Source organism: Superficieibacter electus, from assembly GCF_002915575.1.
GTDB lineage: Bacteria > Pseudomonadota > Gammaproteobacteria > Enterobacterales > Enterobacteriaceae > Superficieibacter > Superficieibacter electus.
Map to the genome: position 1 here is coordinate 41,117 of NZ_PQGD01000009.1, position 18,276 is coordinate 59,392.

The window sequence follows — 18,276 nt, forward strand, 5'->3', positions numbered from 1 at the left end:
GCATTACGCCAAAAGTACCCTGGCACCGGTTTAACCCCGGTGCGTATTTACCACCTGGCCTATCCCCTTCCCTTCCAGCGCCTCATCCGGGTCGGCAAAGAAATCGATATTGAAATAGGTGTCGTCGGTCAACAACTCAATACGATGCCAGTATTGTGGCGGACTGATACCAAAATGTCCGGCCTCAATAACCACTTCTATTTCTGCCGTGGTCTCATTCTCATTAGCAAAGCCGAAATACTTCACTGCACCCTGCATCACCGACAGGCGGCCATAGACGCCTTTTTTGGTGTTGTGGTGGGTTAACAGCGCCTGAGGCACCGACTGTTTATCCCAGAAAGGGGTGGATCGGGTGTGACGAAAATGGACAGGAATTTGAAACGCCATAATCAATCCTCCGTAACAGGGTTATTACCAGCCGCACACATTAGTTTCTTCATCAGATTCATACCCGCGAACAATATTAATCAGATCTTTTACGCTATCGGCCGCGGTCAACGGGTCCTGCAACTCACTCAGGCTGGAAAAGTTTTTATCCACCGAAATACCGTTATTATTATTAGTTACCGTCAGGACAAATTCGTTCGCGTTATTCTTTGCTGCTGACAGGCCAGAAGCCAGCGCCGCCACGGCCTGCACGGCAACGTCCGGGACATACAGCGACATCGGTTTCAAATAGACTTTATTTTCAGTTTCATGATTACTGCTGTTCGTTAACGCTAAAGAATAGCCTTTATTTTCAGTGGTCATTATGAATACCTCAGCCTTCAATCAAAATTTTCGGGTCAACATAAAAATCTACGCAAAATATTGTATCGTCAGTTAAGGCTTCTATATTGTGCCATTTTTCCGCCGGGAAAACGCCAAATTCGCCCGCATTGATCGTCAGGGTCTCCACCGGATCAGGACTGGTCTCATCGGCATAACCGTAATAACGAATCACGCCGCGCATAACACTTAAACGAGGATAAACGCCTTGCCGTGTCCCGGCATCAAGATGACGCTTCCAGATCGATGCAGGCGCAGTTTCATTGCTCCAGAAGGGCGTAGACCGGGTATGTACATAGTGAGCGGGTATGACGATACGTTGCATATTTCAACCTTTTGCTATTCTCCAGCTCAGCACAGAGAAAAGGAAATCATATGTTGCATATCATATACCTGTTTTTGAATTTATGTTGTGCTTTTTTTAGTGGGTATTTTAACACTGACTTTGATGGCCGCGGCAATAAATCATGACGGTTAGCAATAATAACGTCATTTCATGGCTGGCGTATGACGATTAATGAGTATGATTATTCATACTCATTAAGAGTTAATTAAAATGCAGTATATCAGATGTGCTTCAGAAATAATAAAAAGCTGACCACCTTAAATTACGACGATTTCTCAACACGTTGCGACTCAATTAATTCCTGGGCACATGCCCATGCGCTTGACCAAGCCCACTGGAAGTTATAGCCACCCAGCCAGCCGGTCACATCCATCACTTCGCCAATAAAATAAAGACCCGGCACATTGCGCGCCTCCATCGTCCGGGAGGAAAGCTCACGCGTGTCGACGCCGCCGAGCGTCACTTCTGCGGTGCGATAACCCTCTGTCCCGTTAGGCTGCACGCGCCACGCGGTAAGCGTCTCTACCAGCGCCTGCTGTTCACGCGCATTGAGTTGCTTAAGCGTAACGTCAGGAATTTGCCCTAACTGTTGTAAACACTCCACCAGTCGCTTAGGGAGTTGCTGCGCGAGTGTATTTTTCAGGCTCTGATTAGGATGTGCCGTCCGCTGCTCATTCAGAAAACTCTCCGGATCGCTATCCGGTAGCAAGTTAATAGTCACAAACTCACCGGGTTGCCAATAGCTGGAAATTTGCAGTACCGCCGGTCCGGACAGCCCACGATGGGTAAATAGCAGGCTTTCGCGAAACACCGTGCCATCTTGCGCTGTAATTACCGATGGTACAGAAACGCCGGAGAGAGTCTGTAGCGGCTCCAGTAACGGTTTATGCAACGTAAAGGGAACCAGCCCGGCACGGGTTGGCAGGACGTTCAGGCCAAACTGCTCAGCGATTTTATAGCCGAAAGGCGAAGCGCCCAGCCCTGGCATAGAAAGACCGCCACTGGCGATAACCAGTTTTGTGGTCGTCACTGTCGCGCCGTTAAGTTGCACAATATACTCGTCGTGCTGGCGTTCAACACTCAGCACGTCGCTGCGCAGGCGGAGTGATACCTGCCCTTTTTCACATTCTTTCACCAGCATATCGACAATCTGCTGGGCAGAATCATCGCAAAACAGCTGGCCGAGCGCCTTTTCATGCCAGGCGATACCGTATTTACCGACCAGATCAATAAAATCCCATTGCGTATAGCGCGCCAGCGCTGATTTGCAAAAGTGCGGGTTTTGACTCAAGTAAGCTGCAGGCTCGACGTAGAGGTTAGTAAAGTTACAGCGTCCGCCACCCGACATCAAAATTTTGCGGCCTGGTTTTTTGCCGTTATCAATCAGCAGTACGCGGCTTCCGGCCTGGCCCGCCATGGCCGCACAAAACATTCCGGCGGCACCCGCACCGATAACAATGGCATCAAACCTTTCCACAGCAGTTTCCTCTCACAAAACAGGGCGTGAATTGTAAAGATTACCCGCTGGTCGCACCAGCTCTAAAATTGATTGCGTGAATCATTTCATTGAAATCTATAAGATAAATATCTGGCACGATTCGACAAAGCACGACTAATATCAAAAAAAGGCTATATTTCACTTTGCCCGCGCCGCTAAAGTCACTGATAATGCGCCGCGTTCATGTCCTCAAAATGGCGTAACGTCCTATGCTACATTTGTTTGCTGGCCTCGACTTCCATACTGGCCTTTTATTATTGCTTGCTCTGGTTTTTGTGCTGTTTTATGAAGCTATCAATGGCTTTCATGACACTGCAAATGCGGTTGCGACCGTGATTTACACCCGGGCCATGCGCTCGCAACTTGCGGTGGTCATGGCTGCGGTATTTAACTTTTTTGGCGTTCTGCTCGGCGGATTGAGCGTAGCCTATGCCATTGTGCATATGTTACCGACCGATCTGCTGCTGAATGTCAGCTCCGCTCATGGCCTGGCGATGGTCTTCTCCATGCTGCTGGCGGCGATCATCTGGAACCTCGGCACCTGGTATTTTGGTCTGCCAGCGTCCAGTTCTCATACCCTGATTGGCGCAATCATCGGTATTGGTTTAACCAATGCATTGATGAGCGGTACGTCAGTGGTAGATGCGCTGAACATTCCCAAAGTTATCAACATCTTTGCTTCGCTGATCGTCTCTCCCATCGTGGGTCTGATCTTCGCTGGCGGGCTGGTGTTTATTTTGCGCCGCTACTGGAGCGGCACCAAAAAACGCGCCCGTATCCACCTGACCCCAGCAGAGCGTGAAAAGAAAGACGGTAAGAAAAAGCCGCCGTTCTGGACACGTATCGCGCTGATTCTTTCCGCCATTGGCGTGAGTTTTTCTCACGGGGCCAATGATGGTCAGAAAGGGATCGGCCTGATTATGCTGGTACTGATTGGCGTGGCACCTGCGGGTTTCGTGGTAAACATGAATGCCTCCGGCTACGACATTACCCGTACTCGCGACGCGATTAATAACGTAGAAGTCTATTTCCAGCAGCATCCGGACTTCCTGCAAAAAGCGATCGCAAAAGAGCCGGTCATTCCGACGCCTGAACAGACTGGCACCGGCCCGGCTGAGTTTCATTGCCATCCAGGGCTTGCGATTAACGCTCTGAATCGCGCGAAAACCATGCTGGCTGATATTGATAACTACGACAAGCTTCCGGTAGAACAGCGCAGCCAGCTGCGTCGTATCATGCTGTGTATCGCTGATACCACCGATAAAGTCGCGAAGATGCCGGACGTCAGCGCTGACGATCAGCGTCTGCTGAAAAAACTGAAAGGCGATATGCTCAGCACAATCGAGTATGCCCCTATCTGGATCATCATGGCCGTCGCGCTGGCGCTGGGCATCGGTACGATGATTGGCTGGCGTCGTGTTGCCACCACTATCGGTGAAAAAATCGGTAAAAAAGGCATGACCTACGCACAGGGGATGTCCGCCCAGATGACGGCCGCGGTCTCCATTGGCCTTGCCAGTTATACCGGGATGCCGGTATCAACGACGCATGTACTTTCATCTTCAGTGGCAGGAACGATGATCGTTGATGGTGGCGGTTTGCAACGCAAAACCGTGACCAGCATACTGATGGCGTGGGTGTTTACTCTTCCCGCCTCGATCCTGCTATCAGGTATCCTGTACTGGCTGGCATTGCTTATTGTTTAACCGTGAGTCTGACACTCTGTAAAAGCGGGCCAGGAAACTGGCCCGCTTTTTTTAGTGCCAAATCATCAGTCCAACTAAGCTTACGACGACCAGACCGCACAGGAAACTGGTCAAAATGAATTGCCCACGCACGCGCTCACAGCGGCGAATAAACTCATCATCATGATGATCGAGGTAGCGTTGGGCATAGATATACCATACCAGGCGTACCTGCTTGCCGGGCTGACCGTGAGAGGTAAAGAAACCGCCACCATCAACATACTGATAAAGCAAAGGGTCACAACCGCGTAGTACCACTAACAGCGCACGCAGGGATGAAAAATAACGTGCCATGTTAACAACACAAACAACACATAAAGCCCAAAAAAGCGCGATGGTGCTGATCATACCGCCTCCCCGGCAATTACCCACTGCTCTGGCCTGCGGGTAACCGCTCCCCAACATACGACAACGAGTTCATTGAAAGAGTGAGAAACCGATCACGTTTATTTATCCGACCGGCTCATTAAATAGTGTAGGAGATCAGTTAATTTTTTTACCAGAAGGTTAATCATTATCAATACAATTGTCTGATAGTTTTGTTCAACTTTGCTTTGAAGCAGTGACATTGACGAAGGACCTGGCGCGCTATAAGGTAGGATCATCTTCTACGCCAGGCTTCTTAAGGCAGGGCTGATACATCCCGCGCGTGTAGTACGCAGGACGCGGAAAATGCGACAGTCACTTATCACAGGCTGTCAGGCCCACTGGTCATCGACAACTTATGGAAGGAGTAACAACTATGGCTTATAAACATATTCTCATCGCGGTTGACCTGTCACCAGAGAGCAAAGTACTGGTAGACAAAGCGGTATCGATGGCGCGTCCCTACGATGCGAAAATTTCCCTGATTCACGTTGATGTTAACTATTCCGATCTCTATACCGGCCTGATTGATGTCAACCTGGGCGACATGCAAAAACGCATTTCTGAAGAAACCCATCATGCGTTGAGCGAACTCTCTACCAATGCGGGCTATCCTATTACCGAAACGCTCAGTGGTAGCGGTGATCTGGGTCAGGTGCTGGTTGATGCCATTAAAAAATATGATATGGACCTGGTGGTATGTGGCCATCATCAGGATTTCTGGAGCAAACTAATGTCCTCTGCCCGCCAGCTGATTAATACTGTGCATGTCGATATGCTGATCGTCCCGTTGCGTGACGAAGAAGACGAATAAACCCACTTTCCCTGTAAAAAACTGCGGCTGGTCCGCAGTTTTTTTATGCCTGCCTGCCTGCAAATTATTCTCTGGGGCGCTCGCTCTTCTGTTAGCCGTCTGACACTTACGTTATTCATCCCACCATTAATTAACAATTATTAAACGCAATAGAAACCCAATAATGCGCATAAATGCATTAATGATATTAATAAACGCATTAACGCGCACTCTTAATTGGTTGATTAATCGCCACACAAGAAATGCGATCCTCTACGCAAAATAAATACAAAAATGTAATTATATGATTTATATGCATAAATAAATTTATGATGTGATTCACTTCGCATATTGCGCGTATCGTCGTAGTCAATGCGTTTTTCTGCGCATAAATTACAAACGCGCACAAAAACGCATTTATTCCTGATAAACATGCAATGTTACGTACCCACGCCTTTGCATGTGCAAACCAACGTAAAAAAGTGAGAGAACAAAAATGGATCAAGCAACGAAGTGGTTGGATCTTTCCGGAAAAGTGGTGATTGTGACCGGTGGCAGCATGGGTCTTGGTGAGAAGATGGTTGAAAACCTGCATGCCAATGGCGCAAAGGTAGTGTATGCCGACCTCGCCCCCAACGCCGCATTTAGTCAAATCGATGGCATCACCTACATCAAATGCGATGTAACTAAAAAGGCAGAAGTAGAGCAACTGACTGCGACTGTGGTTGAGAAGTTTGGCCATATCGACGGGCTGGTCAACAACGCAGGCGTCAGCCGCCCGCGCCTGCTGGTCGATGTCTTCAAACAAAAACCGGAGTATGAACTGAGCGAAGATGACTTCGACTTTATGGTCAATGTTAACCAGAAAGCGGTTTATCTGGTCTCTCAGGCCGTCGCACGTCAGATGGTTGAACAAGAATCCGGGGTCATTATCAACATGACCTCCGAAGCGGGTGTTCAGGGTTCACGTGGTCAAAGCTGTTATTCCGCGACCAAAGCCGCCGTCAACGCGTTTACCTTCGCCTGGGCAAAAGAACTGGGGCCGTACAACATTCGTATCGTCAGTGTTGAACCGGGCATTAACGTCCCTACCCCAATGAACAGTGAAGCAAATTTCCGTGCCCTGGCTTATACGCGCGGCACCGATCCTTCCCACGTCCATAAAGATTACAAGGGCATTATTCCCCTTGGACGCCCTGGCAAACTGGAAGAAATTGCCGATCTTATTTCTTACCTGATCTCAGATCGTTCTTCTTACATCACAGGCTCCGTCATCAATATTACTGGCGGTAAATCACATCATTAATCATTCATCATCATAAGAAATGGAGCCGACCATGGGGAACAATCGAATTGCCAATAGCCCTACGTTAGCGAAAATTAGAAAGTTCGGTGGAGTTATGAGCGGCATGGTTATGCCGAATCTGGGTGCATTTGTTGGATGGGGATTAATGGCCGCCATTTTTATACCAAATGGCTGGTTCCCTAATGAAAAATTAGGAGAGATGGTCGGCCCTATCCTGAATTATCTTTTTCCATTATTAATTGGCTACACAGCAGGATATAACATTCATGGTCAACGTGGTGGTGTCATTGCAGCATTTGCCACCATGGGAGTCATCGTAGGCTCGAATATTACGATGATCAGTGGTGCGATGGTTATGGGCCCACTCTCATCGTGGCTGCTGAAGAAGTTCGATCAAAAAGTGCAGCACAAAATAAAGCCAGGCTTCGAAATGTTTGTGAACAATTTCAGTCTGGGGATCATTGGTCTGCTGTGCGCTATTTTCGCTTACATGACCGTGGGGCCAGTGATCCGTCTGCTGATCGTTATTATCACTTCTGGCGTTAACTGGTGTACTGCCCATAATCTGCTGCCGCTGCTTTCTGTCTTTATGGCCCCGGCGCAAGTGTTGTTCCTCAACAACGTGGTTAACCACGGTATTCTCGCCCCTATCGGCTTTGCGCAGGTTCCTGAGCTTGGCAAATCGATTATGTTCCTGGTCGATACCAACAATGGACCGTTGCTTGGAACGCTGATGGCGATTGCCCTCTTTGGGCGCGGACGCGCTAAAAAGACAGCCCCGATGGCGATGTTTATTGCCGGTATCGCGGGGATCGGTGAAGTTTACTTCCCTTTCGTACTGGCAAACCCGCTGCTGGTCTTCGCCACAATGGGTGGGCTTGCGGTCTCTCTGTTCCTGCAGGTTATTATGGGCGGCGGTCTGATTGGAGTAGCCTCTCCAGGTAGCTTAATCGCTATCGCGATGATGACACCAAAAAGTGCAATCATCGCCAACCTGGTATCGATAAGCGCTGGCTTTATCGTCTCCTGCACACTCGGTTGGTTACTCCTTAAAATCAGCCCCGGTTCAGAAGATGAAGAAGAGGACAATCCCGTCATCGTCGGTGGGCGTCAGGTAAAATCCGTCACTGATTTTGTACCGGGAATAACGCCATCAGTTTCTGCGCAGGCTACTGCCCGGAAAAGTATCCAGAGAATACTCGTCGCCTGTGATTCCGGCATGGGGTCCAGTGCCATGGGAGCCTCGGTATTGCGAAAACGGCTAAAAGAGGAAAACCTTGATGCAATTACCGTTGTCAATGATTCCGCTAACCGTGTCGGTAAAGACTATGACATCGTGATTACGCTCTCAGGGTTACTCGAACGTGCGAAGCTGAGTTGTGAAAATGCGGATACAGCTTTTATCACTGTTAATAACTTTATTAAGTTAAGTGACTACGATGAAACCGTTGCTTTTATCAAGCAGCACAATCAGGAAGCAGCAACATGAATGACATTTTTTCAATAAAGAATATTGTTCTTAATGCCAATGCCGACGATAAATTTGCAGCAATAGTGCTTACTGGAGATGTTTTAAAACAGAACGGGTACATCACCGAGCGATACATTGAAAGAATGAAGCTCAGGGAAGAAATAGTTTCGACGTATCTGGGAAATGGAATTGCGATCCCTCACGGTACGGATGGCTCAGACTGTGAAATCATTAAAACCGGGATCTCTTTAGTGCAGTTTCCCAATGGGGTCGACTTTGGTGATGGAAATACTGCATATATAACCATTGGTATTGCTGGTAAGGAGGGCGAACATATGGACTTACTGAATAAAATCGCCCTTATTTGTATTGAAGAAGAGAATGTTATGGCGTTACGTAATGCCACATCATCAGAACAAATTTTACAAGTCCTGAACTTATAAGATATACTCGTTATTCTCTGAATAACATGAGTATGTAATGATGAAGGCAGCCAGACAAGACATTATTCTTCAGATACTTGAAAAAGAAAAAAAGATTGTTGCCAGCAAATTAAGTGAGCGCCTGAAGGTTTCTGAGGATACTGTAAGGCGCGACTTAAATGAACTTGCAAATCAGGGTCTAATTCGACGCGTGCATAGCGGTGCAATACGCGTTGGCCCGGCAATTACTGACTTTAACGTCAGGCAGGATTTGAATATTAATGAAAAAGTCAAACTTGCAAAGAAAGCAGTGACGTTAATCAAAGAGAATAGTGTCATTCTGATTGATGGAGGGACGACCAACTACGAATTAGTTAAACAAATACCTAAAGATATAAAATGTACAGTAGTCTCCAATAACATTCCTATTTTGCATTTGCTCAGCGATTATCAAAATGTGGAGGTTATCGGTTTAGGCGGCAGACTTTACAAAAACTCTTTGGTATTAATTGGTGCAGAAACCATTCGTGAACTGGCCGCTATTCGTCCTGACATCTATTTTATGGGCGTCGCCCATGTTGATAGCGAAGTCGGCGTAACTATTCCAGGGCTGGATGAGTGCTACACCAAACAAAAAATGGCCGAAGTCTCTAATGAAGTTGCCATCCTTGTAACTGAAGAAAAACTTGAGACCAGGTCTAATTTCGTTGTGTCCTCACTCAAGGATATCACTCATATATTCACGAGTAAGGACATCTAAATATGATGAGGTATGTTAATGAAACGCGTATTAATTGTAGGCGCTGGCCGCCTTGGTAAAGGCTTTGTTGGCGAAACGTTTGATAATGCTGGCTGGAATATTACGTTCCTGGATAAAGACCCCCGAGTCATCGACGAATTAAACAAACACCACAAATATACCGTTCAGGTATTTCGTACTGATGACATCATCATGCACGATGTGACTAACTTTAATGCTTTCCTGACTGATGATAACTATTCCGTAATGGATGACTTCCTTGATGCATCCGTTATTATGTGCCCGTTATATCCTGAAGATTTCCCGGAGTCCGGTAAATATCTGGCGAAATGTTTTGAACAGCAGTATATCGTCAACCCTGACAAAAAAATGACGTTGATCTGCCTGACGAACAAAAACCATATTATCAAAGATATTGAAGGCTATTACCGTGACGCAATCTCTTCATCCGAGGCTCGTGCCTGGTTTGATACCCATGTCGCCATCCGCGACTCTATTGTGCGCCGCTCCACGGATGCCGAAACCAATTATGCCACCGATATTGACAGCACCGCCGTTGCATCGCTGCTGATCCAAACTCCGTTGTATAACGACATCAGCGATGTCGAATGGCTGGAGCCAAGAGAGCACCTTGAAATGCTTAAAGACATCAAGGTATTCACCATTAACGGTCCGCACGCGACTACCGCCTACTTTGGCTTCTTGAAAGGGTATAAAACCATCCCGGATGCATCCGCTGACCCGGAAATTGCCGCGCTGGTCAATGCGGTCCATGACGTGACCATTAAAGCGGTGATGCTGGAATATCCGCAAATCACCCGTGAGGCGCTGACGGATCTTGAGTATTTACCGAAAGCGAAAAACGAATTGCCGGACTCCATCCACCGTGTTGCCTGGGACCCGATCCGTAAGCTGGCGAACCGTGACCGTTTGATGGGCGTGGCGCATTTGTGCCTCAAATTTGGCCTTGATTATACGCCGATTGCTAAAGCGATCGCCTGCGGTCTGGCCTATTACGCCCCGGACGATAAAGCGTCGGTGACTATTCAGCAATCACTGCAAAGTCAGGGTCTTCTCGCTACGGCGGCCACGATTATTGGCCTCGCGGAAGATCATGAAATTACACGTTGCGTTGCCAAACACTATACCGACGCAGGTTATTCCATCCAACAATCTGTAAGCCACTATGGTAAATAATCACTGTCACGCACAATTTATTATCCGTAATGAAAACGGACTACATGCGCGACCCGGAGCGACTTTCGTCTCAACGTTGAAGCCGTTTACCTGTTCCGTTACGGTCGCGAACCTGTCGCGCGGCGATAAGTTCGTTAACGCTAAAAGCCTGATGGCGCTAATGTCTTTAGGTATTAAAAAAGGACATGAAATCCGCGTCGAGTTTGAAGGTGATGATGCCATCACTGCAATGGAACGTCTGAAGAGTGAAATAGAGAAAGGTTTAGGCGAATAATAATCCCTTTTCGCCTTTTAACAGGTTTACCTGACAGTCGGTAAACCTGTTTTTTTTGCGCTTATTACCTCAAGGTCAAAATAAACGGTAATACCTCATCATGATGATCGATAATCGCGTCAGCTAACGTAAAGCGCGGGTCGTGACGCTGATGTGGTGCTGGCAGAGCCAGTGCACGCATGCCGGCCGCTTTGGCAGCAATCAGACCATTAAGCGAATCTTCAATGACCAGACAAAACTCCGGATCGGCATCCATCATGGCTGCGGTATTGAGAAAAATTTCTGGATGTGGCTTGCCGTGCGCCAGCGTTTCTGCCGAGATAGCGGCCTGAAAATAGTGACGAATATTCAGCGTATCAAGGACGTTATCGATCTGGCGCAGAGGAGAAGAAGAGGCGACTGCCATGGCAATATTGCGCTGGTATAACTCATCAAGGAGTTGAAAAATACCTGGCATGGGCCGGGGCTGCTGGCGTATTTTTTCGGCCACGCGGCCAACGATGATGTCATGAACGCGGGAAAGGTCATGCGCGGGTAACTGGTGTCTCTCATGCAATTTACGCAAAAAAAACATGACCGGCATACCGGTGAACGCACTAAAGTCGGCGTCAACCAGCGTCAGGCCATGTTCCTGTAAATAGAACGCTTTCTCGACGTCCTGCCATACGGGTTCAGAGTCAATCAGCACGCCATCCATATCAAAAATAACGGTTATCGTCATTTCTATTCCTTGTGAATAAAGAAAACGCGCCATCGTGCGGTTTCCTGCACTACGGCGCAAAAAAGAAGTGTATTAGTGAAATCTCTTATTCAAGATTGGCGTGAAACTGCCAGAGCGATTCCATATTGATATGTCGCTTCTCAATCAGCAAAAGGGCAAGGATATCGCCCAGCAGCAGCAGCGACTGCTCAAAAAGAGAGGTCATTGGCTGGATGGAAGGCGTTTCAGACGGTAGATTGAGTTTCGTTTTCACCGGAATGCGGATAAATAAATCACTGACGTCTTTCATACTGCTTTGCGGATTTGCGCCAATATGCGCGACACGGGCGTGAAAGGTTTTTGCTTTTCGGGCAATGCCCAACGGGAACATACTTTCACCGCTTCCCGATCCCACAATCAAAAGGTCGTTGGCCGTAATAGCGGGTTCGGTAATCTGCCCGACAATGCAGGTTTGAATACCGAGGTGCGCCAGCCGTTTTGCCATTGCCTGCAACGAAAGCAATACGCGGCCAACGCCGACAAAAAATACCCGATCCGCCGATTCAATCATTTCAAGAAGTTGCTCTACGCTCTGTGAAGAGACGTTATCCAGCGTCGTGTTAAGCTCATTGATAACGTGGCTTTTGTTGATCTGGTAGTTCATACGCTGGCTCCCTCTTTGTGCATCAAGGCCAGGCCGCCTGCCACGGCCTTATCAAGCATTCGCTTACTCTCTTCGAGCGTTTGCCCGGCAACAAATAGCCCGGTACTGCCCAGCACCAAATTAGTAGCTCCTGCGGCAATCAGACCGGGGATGGTGGCGAACGAGACGCGACCATCGACCTGTATTGCCGTACGGTTACCCGTTGCAGTAATTTTTGCACGAAGTTGCCTGACTTTCTCTTCGGCATACGGTACCTGCTGCTCGCTTTTATCTCCGGCAAAGCCAGGATTGATGAGCATCAGTAAAGCGTAATCCAGTGAAGGCAGGAGGTAATCAAGCGTCGTCAGACTGGTGGCCGGATTAAGCGCAATGCCCGCTTCTACGTTCTCTTTTTTGATGAGATTAACCAGCCTGTCAGGGTGCAGCGATGTTTCATAATGAAAGGCAATTCGCTGAACGCCAATATCCAGTACCTGCTTGATAAACCATTCATTATTGACAGACATAATGTGGATATCAAAATCCAGGCGGGTATGCTTGCGCAACTGTTTAATGGTTTCCAGCCCCAGCGGCATACTGGGGCTAAATGCGCTGTCGATAAGATCTATGTGCAACGCATCGACGCCTGCCTCTTCGAGTTCCCTGACGGCGTGACTTAAGTTAAGTAGATCAGCGCACATCAGAGAAGGCGACAAAATGACCGATTTCAACGCCATTTCATTCACTCCTTAGCATGAGTTATTTATGCATTATTCTGCGGTTTTTACTATATTATGCGCAAAACAATGCATTCACTATGCGGCCCGAAGTGAACTGTGATCGTGATCGAAAACAATTCTTCATAGCGTGATAATTCAAAGTGTTAAGAAAAATGCCGGAGGCTACCCGCGTTTGCCGGAAATCCACTCCTGAACTTCGACCACGAACTCATCGGGCGCTTTGCGGTACATTTTACGAGTCAGATCGAGGATTGTATGTTGGGAAAGCGCCTCTTCCATGCGCTGCTGTGCCATATCCATCACCGAACGAACCCCGCAAATCCCCTCACAGGCCCATTCAGGAGGTTGTTGTTCAAAAACAGCCAGCCGTTGGCGAATTTCACGGCATTCAAAAATAGATTTGTCGCCGTCGATCGCGGTGACAACATCCAGTACGGTGATGTGCTCAGCAGGCTTTGCCAGCCGAAAACCACCGCCTTTTCCCTCTATGCTACTCACCAGCCCGGCCTTTGAAAGACGGGTAAAAATTTTGGCCAGATAGTCGTAAGGAACGCTTTGCAATGCAGCAATTTCACGCACGCTCATTTCGCGCGCATCTCCTTTGCTGTCAACCATACACATCAGGCTATGGATGCCATATTCAACGCCCGAACTGTAAAATGCCATTCTCTATTCTCAGCCATAAATAATCTTAGTTAGTGTAACGGGTTCCGGTCAGACATTCCATAGCCTGCCATTTTCCGCCGTTACGAAAAGAAAGTTTATTGTTTATGTATCAACAAGTTAACTGAAAATCCTCACAACACCATGATAAAACGCATGTTGCGGCTTGCGCCAACAAACTAAGACTAATAAAATCCGAGTTAATAGCTAACGTTAATGATTAAGTGAAAACAGAGATGCGTAAACATATTGTTATTCTCGGCGCAGGTTTTTCCGGCATGTGGTCTGCACTGAGTGCGGCCCGACTGGTTGATCTTCACCAGCAGGAAGGTATCGACATTACGGTAATAGCGCCACAACCCGAACTGCGTGTTCGCCCCCGCTTTTATGAAACGCAGGTGACAAGCCTTACCGCTCCGCTTCAGCCGCTGTTTAACGCAACGGGTGTGAACTTTATCCAGGGCACCGTTTCCGATATTTGCATTGAAAATAAAGAAGTTACTTTTCATAACGCGACCAACAACAAACAACATCTGCATTACGATCGCCTGATTCTGGCCACTGGCAGCAACCTGAGGCACACATTCGTGGCCGGTGTTGAACAGCACGCATTCAATCTGGATCAGATTGAAAGTGCAGCCCTTCTGGAACAACACATTAATGGGCTGGCACAGCATGCGCAGAGCGTAGCGCGTAATACCATCGTCGTGTGCGGCGGTGGCTTTACCGGGATTGAAATGGCGATGGAATTGCCAGCCAGATTACGCAATATTCTCGGTGACGAAGCTAAGACCAGAGTAGTCGTAGTTGAACGAGGCCCCGTCCCGGGTGCACGATACAGCCAGGCGCTGCGTGACGTGATTATGCAGGCCTCAACAGAACTGGGAGTGGAATGGCTGGTCAATGCGCAAGTTGAACAGATTGATGCACAAGGAATAACCCTCAAGGACGGGCAGAGAATTGCCTCAAAGACCGTCATCTGGACCGTAGGTGTGCAGGCCAGCGCACTCACTGCCCATATTCCTGCACCGCGAGATGCGCAGGGGCGTCTGCATGTGAATCATCGTCTGCAGGTCGAAGGCTATGAGGACATTTATGCCACTGGCGACGTAGCATATGCAGCGACCGACGATAAGGGCAACCATGCGCTGATGACCTGCCAGCACGCGATTCTGCTCGGTAAATTTGCCGGTAATAATGCGGCCGCCAGCTTGCTTTCCGTCGAGCCACTGCCTTATCGCCAGGAAAATTATGTGACCTGCCTGGATCTGGGCGCATGGGGTGCGGTGTATACCGAAGGCTGGGATCAGCAAGTGAAATTGACGCGGGCTAAAGCGAAAAAGCTGAAGCTGTCTATTACCAGCGAGCTGATTTATCCGCCAAAAGCGGAAAAAGCGGCAGCGTTTGAAATGGCCGATCCGCTGGCACCGTTTGTGTAGTCACGCCCTTTTTACCTTACATGTAGCGGCGAAACCCTGCCCGGCAGCGTATTCGCTTGCGCGGACCTGCGCTACTGTGACAGTAAGGCCTCTGGAGGCTGCATAAGGCGCAGCCGCCATCCGGCATTACGGGTAGTGGTTCACACTATGTGCAACATCGAGCAACAACAAGACGGCTGAAAACGCTACGCCGTTCCCGGATAAATATCAAACCGGTGACCTTTGGTGACAATCGCATTCTGCGTCGCGACATTAGCCAGCGGCGGCGCGTAATCCGGCCGCTTCACCACCACGCGCTTGCTCGCCAGCAGACGTGCAGGCGCAAGCAAACCGTCGGCATCCAGATCCGGCCCCACCAGCGACTGAAAGACCCGCATTTCCTTTTTCACAAGGGCGCTTTTCTGCTTATGCGGGAACATCGGGTCGAGATAAACCACCTGTGGACGCGGCGTAATCTCCGTAAGCCCGGTCAAACTGGACGCATGGATCAGTTGCAGACGTTCCTGTAGCCAGCCGCCAATTTCCGCGTCGGCATAACCACGCGCCAGACCATCATCAAGCAACGCCGCCACCACCGGATTACGCTCCAGCATTCGTACCCGACAGCCTACCGAGGCCAGCACGAACGCATCCCGGCCCAGCCCCGCCGTGGCATCGACCACGTCCGGCAGATAATCGCCTTTAATGCCCACGGCTTTCGCTACTGCCTCGCCGCGGCCGCCACCAAATTTGCGTCGGTGCGCCATCGCCCCGCCGACAAAATCAACAAAAATGCCGCCAAGCTTTGGCTCATCCCGCTTACGTAATTCCAGATGCTCTGGCGTTAACACCAGCGCCATCTGATTATCGTCATCCTGTTCCAGCCCCCAGCGGGCCGCCAGAACAGATAAGGCACCGTCTCCGGTGCCTGTTTCATCAATTAAACAGATCTTCACTGGCGTGTTAGCCTTTGATCCCATAGTGATCCAGCATGGCATCAAGCTGCGGTTCACGGCCGCGGAAGCGTTTGAACAGCTCCATCGGCTCTTCGGAACCACCACGGGTCAGAATGTTATCGAGGAACGACTGCCCGGTTTCACGGTTGAAAATCCCCTCTTCTTCAAAGCGGGAGTATGCGTCTGCCGCCAGTACATCGGCCCACAGGTAGCTGTAGTAACCAGCCGCATAGCCACCAGCGAAGATATGGCTGAAGGCGTGCGGGAAACGTCCCCAGGCTGGAGACGGCACCACGGCGACCTGTTTTTTGATCTCCGCCAGCGTCTCAAGGATTTTTGCCCCCTGCTCAGGGCTAAACTCAGCGTGCAGGCGGAAGTCGAACAGGCCAAACTCCAACTGACGCAGAATAAACAGCGCCGCCTGGTAATTTTTCGCCGCCAGCATTTTATCCAGCAGTTCTTTAGGCAGCGGCTCGCCGGTTTCATAATGACCAGAAATAAACGCCAGCGCGTCCGGCTCCCAGCACCAGTTTTCCATAAACTGACTCGGCAGCTCGACGGCATCCCACGGCACACCGTTGATGCCGGAGACGCCTGCGGTTTCGATGCGGGTCAGCATATGATGCAGACCGTGACCAAATTCGTGGAACAAGGTGATCACTTCATCATGGGTGAACAGCGCAGGTTTACCGCTAACCGGACGGTTAAAGTTACAGGTCAGGTACGCAACCGGTTTTTGTAGCGAACCGTCGGCTTTACGCATCTGGCCAACGCAGTCGTCCATCCATGCCCCGCCGCGCTTGTGCTCACGTGCGTACAAATCAAGATAGAAGCTGCCGCGCAGTTCATTTTTATCGTCATACAGTTCGAAGAAACGCACGTCCGGATGCCAGACGTCAACATCATGACGCTCTTTAGCCGTAATGCCGTAAATTCGGTTCACCACTTCAAACAGACCGTTAACCGCTTTGTTTTCCGGGAAATACGGACGCAGTTGCTCATCGCTGATGCTGTACAGATGCTGTTTCTGTTTTTCGCTGTAGTACGCGATATCCCATGGCTGGAGTTCATCCACGCCATACTCTGCTTTGGCGAATGCCCGTAGCTGGGCCAGTTCTTTCTCACCTTGCGGGCGGGCGCGTTTAGCGAGATCGGTCAGGAAGTCCAGCACCTGTTGCGGGTTTTCCGCCATTTTGGTTGCCAGTGATTTGTAGGCGTAGTTTTCAAAGCCCAGCAGTTGCGCCAGCTCGTGACGCAGCGCGAGGATTTCAGCCATGACAGGGCCGTTATCCCACTTACCAGCGTTTGGCCCCTGGTCGGAGGCGCGGGTACCGTAAGCGCGATACATCTCTTCACGCAGCGCCTGATTGTCGCAGTAGGTCAGCACTGGCAGATAGCTGGGGATATCCAGGGTTAACAAATAACCTTCCTGTTCTTTGGCTTCAGCCTGCGCTTTAGCCGCCGCCAGGGCACTTTCCGGCATCCCGGCGAGTTCGGATTCGTCGGTGACAAGCTTCGTCCAGCCCATCGTCGCATCCAGCACGTTGTTGCTATAAATATTACCCAGCTCAGATTTGCGGGTAGCAATTTCGCCGTAGCGTTTCTGCTTGTCTTTCGGCAGGCCGATACCCGACAGCTCAAAATCGCGCAGCGCATTATCGACGGCCTTTTTCTGCGGCGCTGTCAGGGAAGCATAGTGTTCACCCTCACGCAGGTTGCGATACGCCTGGTACAATCCTTCATGTTGCCCAACCCAGGTGCTGTACTCTGAAAGCAGCGGCAGGGTTTGCTCATAGGCTTCGCGCAGTTCCGGGCTGTTTTTGACCGAGTTCAGGTGGCTGATGGGCGAAAAAATACGCCCCAGCACGTCATCCGCCTCCGCCAGCGGCTGACACAAATTCTCCCACGTATACGGCGCGCCGTGAGCCACCACGCTCTCTACCGACGCGCGGCAACCGTCCAGCGCGTTGGTGACAGCAGGGACAACGTGTTCCGGTTTAATGGCAGAGAACGGCGGGAGATCGAAAGGCGTCAATAAAGGATTGGTCATAAGCGCGGTCCTGTTGGATAGGGTAAATGAAGCGCACGTTCCGGCGCTTATCTGTTGGATCTAGCATGGGGTTAAGTTGCGAGAATTTCAATGGCGGTTGCGTCGGAGATGTCACTATACTCTTCCCATCACACCTCGCCGCACATTGATACAAGGATGA

20 protein-coding genes are annotated in these 18,276 nt (G+C 49.6%); 9 read left to right on the forward strand and 11 right to left on the reverse strand.

Translation table 11 applies throughout. The features are described from left to right. Window positions 1–30 precede the first annotated feature (30 nt). From CHU32_RS12305 to CHU32_RS12320, 4 genes are all read right to left on the reverse strand, one after another. Window positions 31–387 carry a TehB family protein gene (locus CHU32_RS12305; RefSeq protein ID WP_103675816.1) on the reverse strand — a complete coding sequence of 119 codons (357 nt, stop codon included), beginning with the start codon at window positions 385–387 and terminating at the stop codon, window positions 31–33. 24 nt (window positions 388–411) lie between these two features. Beyond that, complete coding sequence (locus tag CHU32_RS12310) at window positions 412–750, reverse strand: DUF1869 domain-containing protein (protein WP_103675817.1); 339 nt, start codon at window positions 748–750, stop codon at window positions 412–414. Between the two features lie 10 nt (window positions 751–760). Next, window positions 761–1,093, reverse strand: coding sequence for a TehB family protein (locus tag CHU32_RS12315; RefSeq protein ID WP_103675818.1), 333 nt, complete (start codon window positions 1,091–1,093; stop codon window positions 761–763). 283 nt (window positions 1,094–1,376) lie between these two features. Further along, window positions 1,377–2,591 (reverse strand): BaiN/RdsA family NAD(P)/FAD-dependent oxidoreductase, encoded by a 1,215-nt coding sequence (locus CHU32_RS12320; protein WP_103675819.1) that lies wholly within the window; start codon window positions 2,589–2,591, stop codon window positions 1,377–1,379. A 230-nt stretch (window positions 2,592–2,821) separates the two neighbouring features. Between CHU32_RS12320 and pitA the strand changes: the two genes are divergently transcribed. Next, entirely contained in the window at window positions 2,822–4,318 is a 1,497-nt protein-coding gene (gene pitA, locus CHU32_RS12325; protein ID WP_103675820.1) for an inorganic phosphate transporter PitA, read from the forward strand. A 51-nt stretch (window positions 4,319–4,369) separates the two neighbouring features. Here pitA and uspB read toward each other — a convergent pair whose 3' ends face one another. Beyond that, window positions 4,370–4,705, reverse strand: coding sequence for a universal stress protein UspB (uspB, locus tag CHU32_RS12330; RefSeq protein ID WP_103675821.1), 336 nt, complete (start codon window positions 4,703–4,705; stop codon window positions 4,370–4,372). 394 nt (window positions 4,706–5,099) lie between these two features. Here uspB and uspA point away from each other — a divergent pair, with 394 nt between their 5' ends. The 7 genes from uspA to CHU32_RS12365 all read left to right on the forward strand — a co-directional run bounded on the left by uspA (window position 5,100) and on the right by CHU32_RS12365 (window position 10,946). Further along, window positions 5,100–5,537 (forward strand): universal stress protein UspA, encoded by a 438-nt coding sequence (uspA, locus tag CHU32_RS12335; RefSeq protein WP_103675822.1) that lies wholly within the window; start codon window positions 5,100–5,102, stop codon window positions 5,535–5,537. 475 nt (window positions 5,538–6,012) lie between these two features. Next, window positions 6,013–6,822: a sorbitol-6-phosphate dehydrogenase subunit gene (locus CHU32_RS12340; RefSeq protein ID WP_103675823.1), complete on the forward strand. Its 810-nt coding sequence runs from the start codon at window positions 6,013–6,015 to the stop codon at window positions 6,820–6,822. 31 nt (window positions 6,823–6,853) lie between these two features. Then, window positions 6,854–8,311: a PTS transporter subunit EIIC gene (locus tag CHU32_RS12345; protein WP_103675824.1), complete on the forward strand. Its 1,458-nt coding sequence runs from the start codon at window positions 6,854–6,856 to the stop codon at window positions 8,309–8,311. Further along, on the forward strand, window positions 8,308–8,736 hold the full coding sequence (locus tag CHU32_RS12350) for a PTS mannitol transporter subunit IIA (RefSeq protein WP_103675825.1): 429 nt from the start codon (window positions 8,308–8,310) through the stop codon (window positions 8,734–8,736). The genes CHU32_RS12345 and CHU32_RS12350 overlap by 4 nt, the downstream gene beginning before the upstream one ends. A 37-nt stretch (window positions 8,737–8,773) precedes the next feature. After that, complete coding sequence (locus CHU32_RS12355) at window positions 8,774–9,475, forward strand: DeoR/GlpR family DNA-binding transcription regulator (protein ID WP_245880217.1); 702 nt, start codon at window positions 8,774–8,776, stop codon at window positions 9,473–9,475. A gap of 18 nt (window positions 9,476–9,493) precedes the next feature. Continuing rightward, the gene (locus CHU32_RS12360; RefSeq protein ID WP_103675826.1) at window positions 9,494–10,672 is read left to right on the forward strand and encodes a mannitol dehydrogenase family protein; all 1,179 of its coding nucleotides are present in this window, start codon (window positions 9,494–9,496) and stop codon (window positions 10,670–10,672) included. Further along, on the forward strand, window positions 10,662–10,946 hold the full coding sequence (locus CHU32_RS12365) for an HPr family phosphocarrier protein (RefSeq protein ID WP_103675827.1): 285 nt from the start codon (window positions 10,662–10,664) through the stop codon (window positions 10,944–10,946). Before CHU32_RS12360 ends, CHU32_RS12365 begins: the two co-directional genes overlap by 11 nt. Before the next feature lie 64 nt (window positions 10,947–11,010). On the opposite strand, the gene hxpB is transcribed toward CHU32_RS12365, so the two are convergent. From hxpB to CHU32_RS12385, 4 genes are all read right to left on the reverse strand, one after another. After that, on the reverse strand, window positions 11,011–11,667 hold the full coding sequence (gene hxpB, locus CHU32_RS12370; RefSeq protein WP_103675828.1) for a hexitol phosphatase HxpB: 657 nt from the start codon (window positions 11,665–11,667) through the stop codon (window positions 11,011–11,013). Between the two features lie 85 nt (window positions 11,668–11,752). Next, window positions 11,753–12,310 carry a 6-phospho-3-hexuloisomerase gene (gene hxlB, locus CHU32_RS12375; protein WP_103675829.1) on the reverse strand — a complete coding sequence of 186 codons (558 nt, stop codon included), beginning with the start codon at window positions 12,308–12,310 and terminating at the stop codon, window positions 11,753–11,755. Continuing rightward, the gene (locus CHU32_RS12380; protein ID WP_103675830.1) at window positions 12,307–13,026 is read right to left on the reverse strand and encodes a ribulose-phosphate 3-epimerase; all 720 of its coding nucleotides are present in this window, start codon (window positions 13,024–13,026) and stop codon (window positions 12,307–12,309) included. The genes hxlB and CHU32_RS12380 overlap by 4 nt, the downstream gene beginning before the upstream one ends. Window positions 13,027–13,191: 165 nt before the next feature. After that, complete coding sequence (locus CHU32_RS12385) at window positions 13,192–13,695, reverse strand: RrF2 family transcriptional regulator (RefSeq protein ID WP_103675831.1); 504 nt, start codon at window positions 13,693–13,695, stop codon at window positions 13,192–13,194. 233 nt (window positions 13,696–13,928) lie between these two features. Between CHU32_RS12385 and CHU32_RS12390 the strand changes: the two genes are divergently transcribed. Then, the gene (locus CHU32_RS12390) at window positions 13,929–15,131 is read left to right on the forward strand and encodes an NAD(P)/FAD-dependent oxidoreductase (protein WP_103675832.1); all 1,203 of its coding nucleotides are present in this window, start codon (window positions 13,929–13,931) and stop codon (window positions 15,129–15,131) included. 185 nt (window positions 15,132–15,316) lie between these two features. On the opposite strand, the gene rsmJ is transcribed toward CHU32_RS12390, so the two are convergent. Beyond that, window positions 15,317–16,066, reverse strand: a complete 750-nt coding sequence (rsmJ, locus tag CHU32_RS12395) for a 16S rRNA (guanine(1516)-N(2))-methyltransferase RsmJ (protein ID WP_103675975.1) — start codon at window positions 16,064–16,066, stop codon at window positions 15,317–15,319. Between the two features lie 7 nt (window positions 16,067–16,073). Continuing rightward, on the reverse strand, window positions 16,074–18,116 hold the full coding sequence (gene prlC, locus CHU32_RS12400) for an oligopeptidase A (protein WP_103750855.1): 2,043 nt from the start codon (window positions 18,114–18,116) through the stop codon (window positions 16,074–16,076). Between the last annotated feature and the right edge of the window lie 160 nt (window positions 18,117–18,276).

Excerpts from the sequence above, each read along its gene's own strand:
- CHU32_RS12305 (WP_103675816.1), bottom strand. The coding sequence starts at position 387 with ATGGCGTTTCAAATTCCTGTCCATTTTCGTCACACCCGATCCACCCCT.
- CHU32_RS12385 (WP_103675831.1), bottom strand. The coding sequence starts at position 13,695 with ATGGCATTTTACAGTTCGGGCGTTGAATATGGCATCCATAGCCTGATG.
- CHU32_RS12340 (WP_103675823.1), top strand. The coding sequence starts at position 6,013 with ATGGATCAAGCAACGAAGTGGTTGGATCTTTCCGGAAAAGTGGTGATT.
- CHU32_RS12360 (WP_103675826.1), top strand. The coding sequence starts at position 9,494 with ATGAAACGCGTATTAATTGTAGGCGCTGGCCGCCTTGGTAAAGGCTTT.
- CHU32_RS12390 (WP_103675832.1), top strand. The coding sequence starts at position 13,929 with ATGCGTAAACATATTGTTATTCTCGGCGCAGGTTTTTCCGGCATGTGG.
- uspB (WP_103675821.1), bottom strand. The coding sequence starts at position 4,705 with ATGATCAGCACCATCGCGCTTTTTTGGGCTTTATGTGTTGTTTGTGTT.
- hxlB (WP_103675829.1), bottom strand. The coding sequence starts at position 12,310 with ATGAACTACCAGATCAACAAAAGCCACGTTATCAATGAGCTTAACACG.
- CHU32_RS12350 (WP_103675825.1), top strand. The coding sequence starts at position 8,308 with ATGAATGACATTTTTTCAATAAAGAATATTGTTCTTAATGCCAATGCC.
- CHU32_RS12345 (WP_103675824.1), top strand. The coding sequence starts at position 6,854 with ATGGGGAACAATCGAATTGCCAATAGCCCTACGTTAGCGAAAATTAGA.
- CHU32_RS12380 (WP_103675830.1), bottom strand. The coding sequence starts at position 13,026 with ATGGCGTTGAAATCGGTCATTTTGTCGCCTTCTCTGATGTGCGCTGAT.
- prlC (WP_103750855.1), bottom strand. The coding sequence starts at position 18,116 with ATGACCAATCCTTTATTGACGCCTTTCGATCTCCCGCCGTTCTCTGCC.
- uspA (WP_103675822.1), top strand. The coding sequence starts at position 5,100 with ATGGCTTATAAACATATTCTCATCGCGGTTGACCTGTCACCAGAGAGC.
- CHU32_RS12310 (WP_103675817.1), bottom strand. The coding sequence starts at position 750 with ATGACCACTGAAAATAAAGGCTATTCTTTAGCGTTAACGAACAGCAGT.
- CHU32_RS12365 (WP_103675827.1), top strand. The coding sequence starts at position 10,662 with ATGGTAAATAATCACTGTCACGCACAATTTATTATCCGTAATGAAAAC.
- CHU32_RS12315 (WP_103675818.1), bottom strand. The coding sequence starts at position 1,093 with ATGCAACGTATCGTCATACCCGCTCACTATGTACATACCCGGTCTACG.
- hxpB (WP_103675828.1), bottom strand. The coding sequence starts at position 11,667 with ATGACGATAACCGTTATTTTTGATATGGATGGCGTGCTGATTGACTCT.
- pitA (WP_103675820.1), top strand. The coding sequence starts at position 2,822 with ATGCTACATTTGTTTGCTGGCCTCGACTTCCATACTGGCCTTTTATTA.
- CHU32_RS12355 (WP_245880217.1), top strand. The coding sequence starts at position 8,774 with ATGATGAAGGCAGCCAGACAAGACATTATTCTTCAGATACTTGAAAAA.